The 13,582-nt window shown below is 43.2% G+C and carries 15 protein-coding genes and 1 pseudogene; 14 read left to right on the forward strand and 2 right to left on the reverse strand.

Features of this window, described 5'->3' with window-relative positions; genetic code table 11:
- Nucleotides 1-11: 11 nt before the first annotated feature.
- From fliB to ACHA99_RS08910, 8 genes are all read left to right on the forward strand, one after another.
- Complete coding sequence (gene fliB, locus ACHA99_RS08875) at nucleotides 12-1,193, forward strand: flagellin lysine-N-methylase (protein WP_393942251.1); 1,182 nt, start codon at nucleotides 12-14, stop codon at nucleotides 1,191-1,193.
- A gap of 429 nt (nucleotides 1,194-1,622) precedes the next feature.
- The gene (locus tag ACHA99_RS08880; RefSeq protein ID WP_131523471.1) at nucleotides 1,623-1,898 is read left to right on the forward strand and encodes a hypothetical protein; all 276 of its coding nucleotides are present in this window, start codon (nucleotides 1,623-1,625) and stop codon (nucleotides 1,896-1,898) included.
- A gap of 15 nt (nucleotides 1,899-1,913) precedes the next feature.
- Nucleotides 1,914-2,465: a dihydrofolate reductase family protein gene (locus tag ACHA99_RS08885; protein ID WP_131523472.1), complete on the forward strand. Its 552-nt coding sequence runs from the start codon at nucleotides 1,914-1,916 to the stop codon at nucleotides 2,463-2,465.
- Between the two features lie 163 nt (nucleotides 2,466-2,628).
- The gene (locus ACHA99_RS08890; RefSeq protein ID WP_131523473.1) at nucleotides 2,629-3,204 is read left to right on the forward strand and encodes a type II secretion system protein; all 576 of its coding nucleotides are present in this window, start codon (nucleotides 2,629-2,631) and stop codon (nucleotides 3,202-3,204) included.
- Between the two features lie 144 nt (nucleotides 3,205-3,348).
- The gene (hslV, locus tag ACHA99_RS08895) at nucleotides 3,349-3,873 is read left to right on the forward strand and encodes an ATP-dependent protease subunit HslV (protein WP_006083300.1); all 525 of its coding nucleotides are present in this window, start codon (nucleotides 3,349-3,351) and stop codon (nucleotides 3,871-3,873) included.
- A gap of 19 nt (nucleotides 3,874-3,892) precedes the next feature.
- Nucleotides 3,893-5,221 (forward strand): HslU--HslV peptidase ATPase subunit, encoded by a 1,329-nt coding sequence (hslU, locus tag ACHA99_RS08900; protein ID WP_263183866.1) that lies wholly within the window; start codon nucleotides 3,893-3,895, stop codon nucleotides 5,219-5,221.
- Nucleotides 5,222-5,415: 194 nt separating this feature from the next.
- Nucleotides 5,416-5,802, forward strand: a complete 387-nt coding sequence (locus tag ACHA99_RS08905) for a gamma-butyrobetaine hydroxylase-like domain-containing protein (protein ID WP_063883307.1) — start codon at nucleotides 5,416-5,418, stop codon at nucleotides 5,800-5,802.
- Nucleotides 5,803-5,921: 119 nt separating this feature from the next.
- Complete coding sequence (locus ACHA99_RS08910; protein WP_131523476.1) at nucleotides 5,922-6,506, forward strand: DUF4375 domain-containing protein; 585 nt, start codon at nucleotides 5,922-5,924, stop codon at nucleotides 6,504-6,506.
- 34 nt (nucleotides 6,507-6,540) lie between these two features.
- Here ACHA99_RS08910 and ACHA99_RS08915 read toward each other — a convergent pair whose 3' ends face one another.
- The gene (locus ACHA99_RS08915; RefSeq protein WP_131523477.1) at nucleotides 6,541-7,017 is read right to left on the reverse strand and encodes a hypothetical protein; all 477 of its coding nucleotides are present in this window, start codon (nucleotides 7,015-7,017) and stop codon (nucleotides 6,541-6,543) included.
- A 291-nt stretch (nucleotides 7,018-7,308) separates the two neighbouring features.
- Nucleotides 7,309-7,771 (reverse strand): annotated as a pseudogene (locus ACHA99_RS08920) (transposase); the annotation flags it as partial.
- 716 nt (nucleotides 7,772-8,487) lie between these two features.
- Here ACHA99_RS08920 and ACHA99_RS08925 point away from each other — a divergent pair.
- From ACHA99_RS08925 to ACHA99_RS08950, 6 genes are all read left to right on the forward strand, one after another.
- Nucleotides 8,488-8,931, forward strand: a complete 444-nt coding sequence (locus ACHA99_RS08925) for a hypothetical protein (RefSeq protein WP_393942256.1) — start codon at nucleotides 8,488-8,490, stop codon at nucleotides 8,929-8,931.
- 131 nt (nucleotides 8,932-9,062) lie between these two features.
- Nucleotides 9,063-9,602, forward strand: coding sequence for a hypothetical protein (locus ACHA99_RS08930; protein ID WP_393942258.1), 540 nt, complete (start codon nucleotides 9,063-9,065; stop codon nucleotides 9,600-9,602).
- 16 nt (nucleotides 9,603-9,618) lie between these two features.
- Nucleotides 9,619-9,933, forward strand: coding sequence for an STAS-like domain-containing protein (locus ACHA99_RS08935; RefSeq protein WP_393942260.1), 315 nt, complete (start codon nucleotides 9,619-9,621; stop codon nucleotides 9,931-9,933).
- Between the two features lies 1 nt (nucleotide 9,934).
- Entirely contained in the window at nucleotides 9,935-10,447 is a 513-nt protein-coding gene (locus ACHA99_RS08940; RefSeq protein WP_393942262.1) for a hypothetical protein, read from the forward strand.
- A 543-nt stretch (nucleotides 10,448-10,990) separates the two neighbouring features.
- Nucleotides 10,991-12,556 carry a cryptochrome/photolyase family protein gene (locus ACHA99_RS08945; protein ID WP_393942264.1) on the forward strand — a complete coding sequence of 522 codons (1,566 nt, stop codon included), beginning with the start codon at nucleotides 10,991-10,993 and terminating at the stop codon, nucleotides 12,554-12,556.
- Between the two features lie 87 nt (nucleotides 12,557-12,643).
- Nucleotides 12,644-13,351, forward strand: a complete 708-nt coding sequence (locus ACHA99_RS08950) for an SDR family oxidoreductase (protein ID WP_330147602.1) — start codon at nucleotides 12,644-12,646, stop codon at nucleotides 13,349-13,351.
- The last annotated feature ends 231 nt before the right edge of the window (nucleotides 13,352-13,582 follow it).

A 13,582-nucleotide genomic window follows, 5' to 3' on the forward strand; every position in this document is an offset into this window, starting at 1 on the left:
ATCAATACTCAATGAGCAACTTCACCATCAAACCTAGCTATGTCTCGCTGTTCAATTGCATTGGTCCGGAATGCGAAGATAGTTGCTGCAATGACTGGACAATAAGCTTTGATAAAAAAAGTTATAAAAATACACTTAATCATCCGCAACTCGCTAGCATTGCAAAGATTGCATTTGTAGAAACAAAAATAGATGTTACTGATTGGGCTAACGTAAAACTGAATCAACAAGGTGCATGCCCATTCGTTAACGCGCACAAACTTTGCGATATCCATGCAAAAGCTGGCGAGCAGGCGCTGAGTGAGACCTGTAAGACCTATCCAAGAACTCACAAAGTGTTAGGCGGTAATAAATATGAAAGCCTCTATTTATCTTGCCCAGAAGTGGCTCGCTTAGTCCTCTTCAATCCTAACCCATTCGAATTTGATGCAAAGCTCAGCGGTGTAAAAACAGCAGGGGCACAAAGTCCTATATGGTTAGAAAAAACCTATGAATACAGTTTAGAACTGTTAGTCAATATGCAAGTGGATTGGCAACAAGCGCTCCTTGCCATAGGGCTGTTAATTAAAGTCAGCGAGCAAGTCCGCCAAAACATCCTACCGATTTCGGATCTAGATAAACGTTTTGAACAATTAACTGCATTAGCTCATTCCGGCGCGCTAACCGAACAATACCAAAAGCTACCCTATGCGCAGCAACCGCAAATGCATGCATTTGTGTCGGTACACAATGCCTTATGCCAATCCCACTCGAGAAGTGAGAGACCAAGGTTTACATCACTGAATCAAGCAATTGATTTATTGTGTAATGAAGCAAATGGATATCAAATTGATGGGTTAAATAAGGCCTGGGACGAGTATGCCATGCCTGCACTTGTTAACTACTCAGATCTTTTTGATCGCTACATTTTATACTCTATCTATCATAATCATTTTCCATTATTAGACACACATCAACCTTGGGCAGCATTCCGTTTGCTGGTACTCGATTGCTTTATGATCCGTTGCTACTTATCAGCAGTTGCCTTTGAAAACAAAGGATTATCAGAACACGATATCGTGATGTGCTTTCAAATTTATCAAGTCGTTCGTCAACACCAACGTCAATTTTCAGACTCCATAGACAAAATATTGCAAGAGTGCGGCATTGACAGTATTCCCGCTGCAATTAGCCTTTTAAAAACAAATACCTAAAAGTATAAGCAACATCACGATAGCAAGAAGAGAACCCTATAGCTAAATGAAGCAATATCACAGGTGTGAATCTTCAGTTTGCAATATAGATTTACCCTGTAGGGTGGGCTTACTGCATAACAAATTCATCCAGCCTGCGACAAGCTGTCGCAGTTTGTGCATTTGGCTTTGTGAAATATCGTATCAGCCCGCACAATCACACCATAGGTTCCTTCCTTTGTGCCCCGCAGGCGCTCAAGAAATCCACTGCTTTTTGAACCTCCACCCGAGGGTAACTATACCCTCGGGGATTTTTTTGCTTCCATCCGCGAATGCCTTCATCCAAAATAACAACTAAAGTAGAAATGGAACGATCCAATTCTAGTTCCGTCTGCAAAGCAGTTATATACTTTCCAACCGCCTCAAATAATATGAATCATGGAAGAGCGAATGTTCAAACCTTTAATATTACTTAGCTTTAGCGCCTTAGCCTTGACCAGTATGAGTGGCTGCGTTGGGCCACTTAATTCAAAATGTGATACAAATTCCCCCTACAGCAAACAAGAATGCAATGCAGCCGATGCCGCTGTTTATGTTGCAGCCGCCATATTGGAAGGCCCAGATAAAGGTCAAACGTGTAACGATATGTCAGGCAAAGCAAAACAAGACTGCCTCGCTCAGCAACAGGCACTGAAAGAATCACTAGAGAAACACGCTCGAAAATAGCATTAAGGAAGATGAATGAAAGCCTCCGTTTTTATTGCCACGACCCTCGATGGTTATATCGCAACGCCCAATGGGGATATCGACTTTTTAAACCAGCATCCCAGTACTAATCCCGATGAAGATTTTGGTTACCATGCTTTTATCAACACTATCGATGCGATTGTAATGGGACGAAAAAGCTTTGAAAAAGTCCTCTCCTTCGATTGTGATTGGCCCTATGTAAATATCCCAGTGTTTGTATTAAGTCGCAGCGGCGTAACAGTATCGTCGGCGTTAAGTGAGCACGTACAAGTGCTAAATGGCGATGCGGCAAGCATTAGCGAACAACTCAAAACCCGTGGCTTTAAGCATCTCTATATCGATGGCGGCCAAACAATCCAAGGCTTTTTAGCGGCAGGGCTAATTCAGGAACTCACGCTCACTCGCATCCCCACTTTACTGGGTAAAGGTATTCCACTCTTTGGCGACTTAGCTCAAGCGATTCAATTAATGCCAATTCACACGCAGCAATATGACAATGGCTACGTACAAACCCGCTATCGTGTTATAGACAAAACGGCTTTATAAGCCGTTTACATTCGGCAGATGGCATTGAAAGATGAAGGATGGCTTGCCATTTTGCTGCATAACCATGTAACGGCAATGTTAAACATCTAATATTATCAATGGCTTACTGATTGCAAATCAAAGTTCCGTTAGAATATTGTCCTCTAACAAATAGGTGAGCAATATGAGTCGTTTGCAGTCATCGAAAGGTTTTACATTAATTGAGCTGGTTGTGGTCATTATCATCCTTGGGATCTTGGCCGTCGTCGCAGCACCACGGTTTTTAAACCTAGGCCAAGATGCTCACGATGCCAGAGCCAAAACCGCATTTGCGGCCTTTGCCTCTGGTGTTAAGCTTTATCACAGTTGCTGGCTTGCGGGCGGTCACTCAGGTTATACCCAAGATCTCGCCTGTTATGGTGATGGAAAACTCGACTCGACCACCACTGGATTTCCACTGGGAATAGAGACTGCAACCGCTGATGCCGGTGCTAAATTGCAGGGCGATTATTGTGGTCAGTTATGGCAAGGTCTTTTGGCTAATAATGAATTTGTCATTGCCGATCAATACTCTTGGCGCACAGTTCCCAATGTCGACATTGTTTACTGGTATGGTGCCGTCGACATTACCGATCCCAATGCTTACTGCATTTTCAACTATGTCTCGGACGATCGCAGCTTCGGCAGTGAAAACTGGGATCTTAAATACTATCCCTTCGATGGCCGCACTATTGTAGGTCGATCCACCCTTTCCCAATAAGCGCTTATTTTTATTGCTAAAGGAGCGCGAAAGATCGCAAACTCCTTTGGCATTTGCCGCGATTACTTGAATTATTGTCATCCATCCCCATATATATCCCATCATCCACCGCAACTTTTGCTGCGGGCCAGAAGAGGATTCATTGTGACCACTATCGTATCAGTACGCCGTAATAATCAAGTTGTCATCGCCGGCGATGGCCAAGTCTCCCTAGGCAATACCGTCATGAAAGGTAACGCCAAAAAAGTGCGTCGCTTATATCACAACAAGGTACTGGCAGGTTTTGCAGGCGGCACCGCCGATGCTTTCACCCTATTCGAGCGTTTCGAAGCCAAACTCGAAATGCACCAAGGCCATTTATTGCGCTCGGCCGTTGAGCTCGCCAAAGATTGGCGTACCGACCGTATGCTGCGTAAACTCGAAGCCCTGTTAGTCGTGGCCGATGCGGAAACCTCGCTGATCATCACAGGTAATGGTGATGTCGTTCAGCCAGAACACGACTTAGTTGCCATTGGTTCAGGCGGCAACTATGCCCAAGCGGCGGCCCTTGCACTATTGCAAAATACTGAGCTGTCAGCCTTAGAAATCGCCGAAAAATCCCTGACTATTGCTGCGGATATCTGCGTATTCACCAATCAATTCAAAACGATTGAAGAACTCAATTACTAAACAGCCCGTGAGGAATATTATGTCTGAAATGACCCCCCGTGAGATTGTCCACGAGCTGGATGCACACATTATTGGCCAACAAAAGGCCAAACGCTCTGTTGCTGTCGCCCTGCGCAACCGCTGGCGCCGGATGCAACTTGACGCGGATTTCCGTCAAGAAGTCACCCCAAAAAATATTCTGATGATTGGCCCAACGGGCGTTGGTAAAACTGAAATTGCCCGTCGTTTAGCCAAGCTGGCGAACGCGCCTTTTATCAAGGTCGAAGCGACTAAATACACAGAAGTGGGTTATGTCGGTAAGGAAGTCGAGCAAATAATCCGCGACTTGACCGATATCGCCATCAAGCTGACCCGTGAACAACAAATGGGCAAGTGTCGCCAACGCGCTGAAGAAAATGCCGAAGAGCGTATTCTCGATGCCCTGTTGCCTAAGCCGAAAAACGACTGGGAAAACACTGAAACCGATTACAACTCAAATACCCGTCAAGTCTTCCGCAAAAAGCTACGCGAAGGCCAATTAGACGATAAAGAAATCGATATCGATGTGGCCCAACCGCAAATTGGTGTTGAAATCATGTCGCCTCCAGGCATGGAAGAAATGACCAACCAGCTGCAAAGTCTGTTTAAAAACATGGGCCAAGCACCAGCAAAACGTCGCAAGATGAAGATCAAAGAAGCCTTTAAGCTATTGATCGAAGAAGAAGCAGCCAAACTGGTCAATCAAGAAGATTTAAAAGAACAAGCCATTGAAATGGTTGAGCAACACGGCATAGTGTTCCTCGACGAAATCGACAAAATCTGTAAGCGCGGCGAAACCTCAGGCCCAGACGTTTCCCGTGAAGGCGTGCAACGTGACTTACTACCCCTGATCGAAGGCTGCACAGTCACCACAAAACACGGCATGGTAAAAACCGACCACATACTGTTTATCGCCTCTGGTGCATTCCAGATGTCTAAACCGTCGGATTTAATTCCTGAATTACAAGGTCGTTTACCGATCCGTGTCGAGTTAGATGCGCTATCAGCCAATGATTTTAAACGCATTTTAACCGAGCCACACGCCTCGCTCACCGAGCAATATATCGCGCTGATGGGCACAGAAGGTGTGAAAGTTGAATTCAGCGAATCGGGTATCGACAGCATTGCGAAAGCCGCATGGCAAGTGAACGAGCGCACCGAAAACATCGGCGCCCGTCGTTTACACACAGTGATGGAAAGGCTGATGGAAGATATCTCCTACGAGGCATCGGAAAAATCGGGCTCCGCCTTTGTTATCGACGCCGACTATGTCAGTGCCCACTTAGACAACTTAGTCCAAGACGAAGATCTCAGCCGCTTTATCCTCTAGTACTAAACCGTTCACCGCCAAGCCCAAACGACTTGGCGGTAAACGACTCAAATGCAAAAGTGTGACTTAAACGAAAAAGCCTGACCAAGGCTCTCGCTTACCCTTTGTATCCTTGGCCGCGAGTGGTTACATTAGTCAGGTGTTATTTTAATGAGTAGTTATCCTATCCTTAGCATTTTCTTGGTAGCCAACCTATGACCACAGCAACGCCCAATGTCACCGATCTTAAACTGAAACGTAAATCGCGCATTCTAGAAATCAGTTTCGATAATGGTGAGCAATATCAGCTCAGCTGCGAGATGCTCAGAGTCTACTCGCCCTCGGCCGAAGTGCATGGTCACGGTAATCCAAAGCTGGTCACCCACAAGAAAAACGTCAACATCAGCGCCATTGAACCCGTCGGTAATTACGCAGTGAAAATCGTCTTCGATGACGGCCACGACACAGGCCTATTCTCGTGGAAAGTCCTCTACGATCTCGCCACCCACCAAGTGGATCTATGGGAAAAATACCTCGCCCGCCTACGCGCCGAAAAAGCCTCACGCGAACCGCTGATTGCGATGAATATAAAGTACAACTAGTACGTTAGGTACATAGACGCTTAATTGTGCGATGTAAACTCTAGAAACAGAGAATTTAACAATGGGTAGCTTGTGAAGCTGTGAGTTCTCTTACTGACTTGAGTATCAAAGGAAAGACCATGTCGGAAAAAATCCCCTGCCAAGAATGTAACACCTTAATCCTTCCGAGTACCGCCGAAAAAAATGAGGGTTTATGCATGCCCTGCAAAAATGGCATACGTGCAAACCTCGAGCGTGCGAAGGAATACTACCAACAAGAGCGTGAACTCGATAAAACCTGTCCCTTTCGAGCCTTTTGGCGAGATCTTGTTGTAAGGGTACATAACAAAGATCAATGTTTTTATACACTTAGACCAGAGGAACAAAACTACTATGCGGTGAACTGCTTATCTGGCGAGGTCTATAATGGTGGATTTATTCAATATTTCGACAACTCTTCAGGTGAGCATTACGCCTTCGCTGAGCGTGGACTTATCCAAATGGGAGCAAGCCACTCGTTAAACTTATTGCACCAAGCAAAACAGGCCGTGTTTGGCGAAAAGCCAGTACCAATAGGCAGAGATCGTCGTTTAGCCGCAACCGATAACCAAGACCTGTACAGCGTACTCGATAAGCTCGATGACGAGTTTTATAAAGATCTAGATGATCTCGATGCCAAGCTTAAAAGCTACGCCCTTGATTACGGACTGGTAAATAACACTTAACTGGCGATTGTCGGTAATCACTTAAAGATAAAGGCTATCCTTGGCAGAAATAAGCATAATTGAGCCTATCTTGCTGACCCCATACCGCAGTCCAGCCATTCACATCACTCATGTAAGCGAAATAAATGGATTGCGTTTTAAGACAAACATCTTGAAATGGCGCTTTATTCTGATTAATAAAATGCGCCGACCTAACCAACACATCGGTACAAACGTCTTCATCCTCCACTAACCAAATAAAATCATCACGCCATTCATCCAACGCTATCGCCGCCTCTGGGGAATAGAGTCTCAACTTATCTTGCGCGAGTTCCATTTGCTCGGGAGTCACAGAACATGAAACCGCCAACTTATCGAATACACCTGAGCCGCCAGCCCAAAAAGACAAATCAAATTCCAACCTATCCTCTAGCGGCGTAAAACCCAATAAATTTTCGATAATCATCAAACTTTTAGCTAAATCGGCATCAGGCCTTTGGTAACGCTTTTCAATCCCATCATATTCCCGCATACGAACTAAGCTCCTGCTGCGTTAAGTGACGCATTAAAATTGAGTAACATACTATAAAATAATAACTTTTCGAGCAATGCACTCAACGATTAAGACTATTACGTCAGTGACTCGCCGACTTTGATTTAAAAATGAGTTATCCCTAAGCGCTTGATGGCGCCATTTGCAGCATAAGGAAGCGCGAACACCGCGATCACATGGTCAAGGATAATGGAATGAAAATTATCAGGCCTACCATTTTAAATCAGCAACTTCATCAAGTAAGGCCTGTGATTTAAACCGTCCCTCCTAAAAGCGGCCTGTACAGTTATCTTCTTGATTTGCTTGTCTTGCTATTAGCTCAATCAAACATCGCGCTCTTTTGAAAACTTAGGCATGAAATATCGCATAATCGGTTGACCTCATTCGCCTCAACTAGCTCTCCTTAAACGGATTTTTGCGTTAACTCATCGCCTTTAAACAACTTATGCCACTGCTCAAGTACTTCGCGGTCAGTCCAACGATTGGCACTGTCGATATCGGCTGGCAACACCACATGCAGATAATTCGACATCACCGCAAAGGCTGCAACATCAATAGCAAAAACGGCTTCAAGTTCAAACAGTAGTGACTCAACCCAACTACAGCGATGGTCATAATTTTTCCCAGAATAGGCATCATCGCCACATAAAAAAGCACGCCGCACAACGCGGCTATAGCAATGGTAATAGGGAGTGTCTTCAAGGCTTATCTGAATTCTGAGAGGACGCGGCATATAAACCTCCTTGTTTAATGCTTAATCAAAACATAGTCGGAGGTTAACTACCACGCCCGCCTAAGCGCAGAAAAAGCCTCACGCGAACCGCTGATCGCGATGAATATAAAGTACAACTAGTACGTTAGGTAACGTGGGCACTTAATTGTAGGATTTAAACAATTGGTGGCTAGCTAAATTAAGTGGCATTACAACAAACTGAAAATGTTTGAGAGTATTCTGTCATTGATTAAGCACTGATATTCCAGTGACTCGCCGTAAATATATCCCTATAGGCTCGACGACGGCATCCATGCCGCCAACGGTCACTTCCATACCAGTGCTTAACTCCGCTAACTTCTGCGTATGTTTCAACTTTAGAGATGGAGAATTTAACAATGACCTGCTCACTAAACTCTAGCCATATAATTTATATGTAATTAAATCAGTAGATTATTCAACAGTTTTCGTCCATGAGGCTCCTGTCGCGGATGGTCGTATCCATAACAGTACATGAAAACTCAAATCCTACGACAAGCCAAAAAGTTTGTTTGCTATGACAATGTATTCTAAAAATTAACATTGTATAGCACGTTATATTTTTTGAAAAAAAATTAACAATATCGTTTGCACATCTTTGATATATAATTACTTATTGCGATACTTGACGGTGCAATGAACAAGGTTATAATCGGCTGACATCTTAATTTTACACACTCAGGGAAATGAGGAAAAAAATGAATTTTTTCAGTGGTAGAGTCTATCGGTTAAATTATAGAAATAGAAAAAGCAAACATAAGAAGCTGGTATCTAACACTATAAAAAGTGCCAATTGGGAAGACGTTCAAGATAATATTAGAAAGAAAGTTCTTATTAAATACCCAAAAGTTAAGATTTCTAGAAAGAGCAAAGTTACCAGTGTATCTAAAAGAGTTAAATTCTATGCTCCAACTTCTATAAATTATTATAGTAAAAAAGAGTTTGAAATAACTAACAAGTTCATAATTGACATCAGAGACTGTGTACTCAAGGGGTATAAAGTCTTCATTGATTTTTCAAGAACAAAAAAGATTAGTGCGGCAGCAATGTTATCATTTCTTGCTGAGGTTGATGTTTTAACAAAAAAAGCCAGCACGGCACACATACTATTTCATTCTCCCATCCAAAAGAGGAGAAAATAGAAAGTATATTAGTACAAGTTGGTTTTTATGACCTGCTTAAGAAAAATAAAAGAGAAACTAAAAGCTATGATGATGTAACGTTCTGGAAATATACATCAGGCATCTGCTCCGAACCATTACTTGCAAAAGAAATGATCGTTGAAATTAAAAAAGAGTTAGAGAAAGTTGCTACTAGAAAACTATATCGTGGTTTTATTGAAGCAATGTCGAACTCCGTTGAACATGCATATTTAGATGATAATGAACATTCAGAAGAAGAGAAAACTGCAAAGTGGTGGACTTTTGCTGGAATTAAAGACAATCAATTAACCATAGTCATATGCGACAAAGGCGTCGGAATTCCAGCAACTTTACCAAGAACTCAGGGAGTTTCTACCTTGAAATCACTTTTATTTAAAATTGGCGTCAAAAGTATACACAACGTAAAAGACTCCGCTTACATTAAAGCATCTACTTCTTTATTTGAAACTAGAACTGGCGAAAGAAATAGGGGCAAAGGCCTTAATGATATTAAGTCCGTAATAGATTCCATCGGGGAAGGATTTATGGGGATATTTTCTAACAACGGGAGGTATATTTACAAGGGAGAAACAGGTAAGCTAAAGGAAGTTCTTATGGATCATAAATCCTCTGTAAATGGTACTATAATTGAATGGGTAATTCCTTGTTAAGTTTTGGAGTATAGAGATGACTATTATAAAAGTCTCAGAAAGATACCCATGCCCTGGTCCACGCTACAAGAGGCTTGGACCAGCCTCTGGTGAAGAGTTTCGAGATTGGATAGTAAATGAATTAAGTAAATCTGATGAATTGGCTGTAGATTTAGATGGAACTGAAGGATATGGCTCATCATTCCTAGAAGAATGCTTTGGCGGATTAATACGAATAGGTGTAAATCCACAGATTGTGAAAAAAATTCAACTTATATCTACAGAGGAACCTGAACTTATTGATGAAATAAATGAATATATCGAAGATGCTATCAATGGAATGAAGGCATAACATGGATAATGATAACAACATAAATTTTTTCGATAAAGTCTTAACACTTTTATCCGATGAAACACAATATATAACTTGGGGATTAGTTCTTTTTGGTTGGATCATTGCAGCAATTGTAGCTGCCTGGCAAATCAGAAGAAATAATATAAACAATCATCAAGACGCAAGAAATGAATGGATTGGTGAGTTTCGCGAAAAGTTGGAATCCGTGGAAGATTACTCTCTAAAATTTTGGGTAGAGGACAGTTCTATTGATAAGACTTTAGCTATAGCTAAACTAACTCGAGATATAAAGTCTCTGACAACTTTAGCTAAAGAAATAGAGAAAGCAGATGGCGGAGAATATCAACCTAAGTTATTTAAAGACTTGAGGCAGGCTATTACATTTGATGCAGAGATAAATAACAGGCCATTGTCAACCAATTGTATGCAAGTACAGAAAATCAGAGAGGCATGTGTAAGTCTCAGAAGCGCTTATCCTAGAAAAATAATTAATAACATTGGTAAGCTATGAACTGTGAACATAAAAAAATATAGCTCTTAATAGACTACCACCCTCGAAATAACATCTGGATAAAGAGAAAAGATAGGACAGGCAAAATTCTTTTGAGATTAGAAACTAACACCGAAACTTCAGGAGTTCATCTTCCCCTGTGAAGTTGTCGAAATACGCAGATAAAAATGCCGTGGCGGCATCATGGATGATGGCGCAGGCTCAGGGGGACAGGGATGTCCCATCTGAGCCGTTAGGCAATTTTTATTGGAGTATGAGACCAGTAACTAATGCATGTAACTTCGCTAGGGACGCCGGGGGATTTCCAAAAGGGGAACAGGCGTTTTTTCCCTTTTGGTCGGGTGTGCGGTGAAGCCCCACGACTTTGATTTGGCTTTTAAAAGCCTTTTAAACGCAATTAAACGAAGTTTACAGATCAACCTCCTTGTCGAAATCACGACAAATACCCTGCTTTGTGATCCTCACTGCAACCCAATTCGTAATGTCAGGCAATATCCCATCGCGAAATGCTTAACCGCGAAAGTCATTCAACGAGTCCACTTAATGCAATTACAGCAATTCCATACAGTCAGGCTAATTTTAGGCGATCAACTCAATGCCCAGCATTCTTGGTTTAACCGCGTTGATGATCAAGTGCTGTATGTGATTGCAGAACTGCACCAAGAAAACACTTATGTGACCCATCATGTGCAAAAGATATGTGCCTTCTTTGCGGCAATGGCGCAATTTGCCAAAGAGCTGCGTGCGCAAGGGCATCAAGTGCTTTATTTGAATCTAGATGACACTCATGATGGCACCCAAGGCTATAGCGATCTACTGACTCTAATTCAACATCAAGTGACACAGGTTGGCGCGATCAAGTTTGAATACCAAAGGCCTGATGAATACCGCCTACTTGAGCAATTAAGTCAGCTTAAACTCAACACAGCCGTGGTGAACTGTGTCGATACAGAGCACTTTATCTTACCCTTTGACGAAATCGATGCGCAGTTCCCCGTCGGCAAACACATTATGATGGAGCACTTTTATCGCCGCATGCGTAAGCGTTACAACATCTTGATGCATGACGGGAAACCACTCGGCGAGCAATGGAACTTTGATGTCAGCAACCGTCAGAAACTTAAAACTCAAGATATAAAAGTCTTGCCTGAGCCATTAATGTTTAGCTTCGATGTGACGGAAATTCTCGCTAGGCTTGAACGTCATCAAATTCCGACCATGGGTCGCATTGATGCGCCATTGCTGTGGCCGATAAACCGTACGCAAAGCCTCGAATTATTAACGTATTTTTGTCAGGTTTGCTTGCCTTCCTTTGGCCGCTTTCAAGATGCCATGACAGCGCAACATCCTGCCAAGTGGAGCTTGTACCATAGTCGACTATCATTCAGCCTTAACAGTAAATTAATCAGCCCGTTAGAAGTCATCAATGCGGCCATCGACAGTTATCAAACGAATGCTGAGATTGATATCGCTCAAGTCGAAGGATTTGTGCGGCAGATATTAGGTTGGCGAGAATACGTTCGCGGCATTTACTGGGCGAATATGCCACAGTACGCCAGTACTAACGCGCTCGATGCCCATGGAACACTGCCCGATTATTTTTGGCATGGCGACACTAAGATGAGCTGCATGCGACAAGCCTTATCTCAATCATTAGATTTTGCCTACGCCCATCATATTCAGCGCTTAATGGTGATCGGCAATTTCTGCTTATTAACCGAAATCGAGCCAAATCAAGTCGATGAGTGGTATTTAGGCGTGTATGTTGACGCCATCGAATGGGTTGAAATGCCCAACACCCGCGGCATGGCATTGTTTGCCGACGGCGGCATTGTCGGCACAAAACCCTACGCCGCCAGCGGCTCTTACATCAATAAAATGAGTGATTATTGCAGCGGGTGTCATTACAAGATAAAAGAGCGCAGCGGCACACTCGCCTGCCCGTTCAATAGCTTTTATTGGCGCTTTATGGACAAACACCGCGCGCGATTGTCGCAGAACCCAAGGATCGGCATGCTGTACAACACATGGGACAAGATGGATAAGCCCGTAAGGCACGCCATATTAGCCACGGCCGAGCACAACCTCGTTCATCTAAACCGTTTGTAGCTGAGTAATACTAAGCGTAACTCATTGATATAGTAACTCATTGATATAAATAGCTTGATATAGATATTTGGATAGGGTGAGTTTGCTATGAAAGTACTTATCGTCGGCGGGAGTGGGGGTATTGGCAAAGCCATGGTTAAGCGAATTCAAGAAAGCTATCCCAACGCCACTGTGCACGCCACCTACAGGCATCATCTTCCCCAAGACAGGCAGGAGAAAATCCAATGGCATGCATTAGATGTGACCAATGAAGCTGAGATTAAACAGCTAAGTAAACAACTCACTGAATTAGATTGGATTATTAACTGTGTCGGCATCTTACACACCCAAGATAAAGGGCCAGAAAAAAGCCTACAGTCACTGGATATCGACTTTTTCCAGCACAATTTAACGCTCAATACCCTACCCAGCATCATGTTGGCGAAGCACTTTGCTAAGGCATTAACACAAAGCTACTCGGCAAGATTTGCGGTGATATCGGCGAGAGTCGGCAGTATTACCGATAATAAATTAGGGGGCTGGTACAGCTATCGCGCCTCAAAAGCCGCGCTGAATATGTTTCTCAAAACACTGTCGATTGAGTGGCAACGCACCATGAAACACGGCGTAGTGTTGTCTCTGCATCCGGGCACGACAGACACGCCATTATCTCAGCCATTTCAACAGAGTGTCCCCAAAGGCAAACTGTTTACACCTGAGTATGTCGCCAACTGCTTACTGCCCATCATTGCCAATGCTACACCCGCACAAACAGGGCGTTTTTTTGCCTACGATGGCACAGAGTTACCTTGGTGAAATAAGCTGAAGAGCAAGTCAAGCAGCGGCAACTCCGATGGAGTCTTTCTAAGTTAATAAATCAAAGCAGAGGGTCTCAACACCTTGATAGGATGATGACCCCAACGCACAACCCATCCTTAATCAAACCTTTTCAAGAACACTGAAAAAATAAACAATTGAAATAAATCATTAAATTACTTCAAAACACTCAAGTGCATCACCCTTCCGCTTGGCTAAATCGCTATTACC

The sequence above is a fragment of the Shewanella sp. S23-S33 genome (assembly GCF_043359565.1).
Lineage (GTDB): Bacteria > Pseudomonadota > Gammaproteobacteria > Enterobacterales > Shewanellaceae > Shewanella > Shewanella oncorhynchi.

What these genes read in the sequence shown, in the direction of transcription:
- fliB (WP_393942251.1), top strand. Translation starts at nt 12, where the DNA reads ATGAGCAACTTCACCATCAAACCTAGCTATGTCTCGCTGTTCAATTGC.
- ACHA99_RS08880 (WP_131523471.1), top strand. Translation starts at nt 1,623, where the DNA reads ATGTTCAAACCTTTAATATTACTTAGCTTTAGCGCCTTAGCCTTGACC.
- ACHA99_RS08885 (WP_131523472.1), top strand. Translation starts at nt 1,914, where the DNA reads ATGAAAGCCTCCGTTTTTATTGCCACGACCCTCGATGGTTATATCGCA.
- ACHA99_RS08890 (WP_131523473.1), top strand. Translation starts at nt 2,629, where the DNA reads ATGAGTCGTTTGCAGTCATCGAAAGGTTTTACATTAATTGAGCTGGTT.
- hslU (WP_263183866.1), top strand. Translation starts at nt 3,893, where the DNA reads ATGTCTGAAATGACCCCCCGTGAGATTGTCCACGAGCTGGATGCACAC.
- ACHA99_RS08905 (WP_063883307.1), top strand. Translation starts at nt 5,416, where the DNA reads ATGACCACAGCAACGCCCAATGTCACCGATCTTAAACTGAAACGTAAA.
- ACHA99_RS08910 (WP_131523476.1), top strand. Translation starts at nt 5,922, where the DNA reads ATGTCGGAAAAAATCCCCTGCCAAGAATGTAACACCTTAATCCTTCCG.
- ACHA99_RS08915 (WP_131523477.1), bottom strand. Translation starts at nt 7,017, where the DNA reads ATGCGGGAATATGATGGGATTGAAAAGCGTTACCAAAGGCCTGATGCC.
- ACHA99_RS08925 (WP_393942256.1), top strand. Translation starts at nt 8,488, where the DNA reads ATGAATTTTTTCAGTGGTAGAGTCTATCGGTTAAATTATAGAAATAGA.
- ACHA99_RS08930 (WP_393942258.1), top strand. Translation starts at nt 9,063, where the DNA reads ATGATCGTTGAAATTAAAAAAGAGTTAGAGAAAGTTGCTACTAGAAAA.
- ACHA99_RS08935 (WP_393942260.1), top strand. Translation starts at nt 9,619, where the DNA reads ATGACTATTATAAAAGTCTCAGAAAGATACCCATGCCCTGGTCCACGC.
- ACHA99_RS08940 (WP_393942262.1), top strand. Translation starts at nt 9,935, where the DNA reads ATGGATAATGATAACAACATAAATTTTTTCGATAAAGTCTTAACACTT.
- ACHA99_RS08945 (WP_393942264.1), top strand. Translation starts at nt 10,991, where the DNA reads ATGCAATTACAGCAATTCCATACAGTCAGGCTAATTTTAGGCGATCAA.
- ACHA99_RS08950 (WP_330147602.1), top strand. Translation starts at nt 12,644, where the DNA reads ATGAAAGTACTTATCGTCGGCGGGAGTGGGGGTATTGGCAAAGCCATG.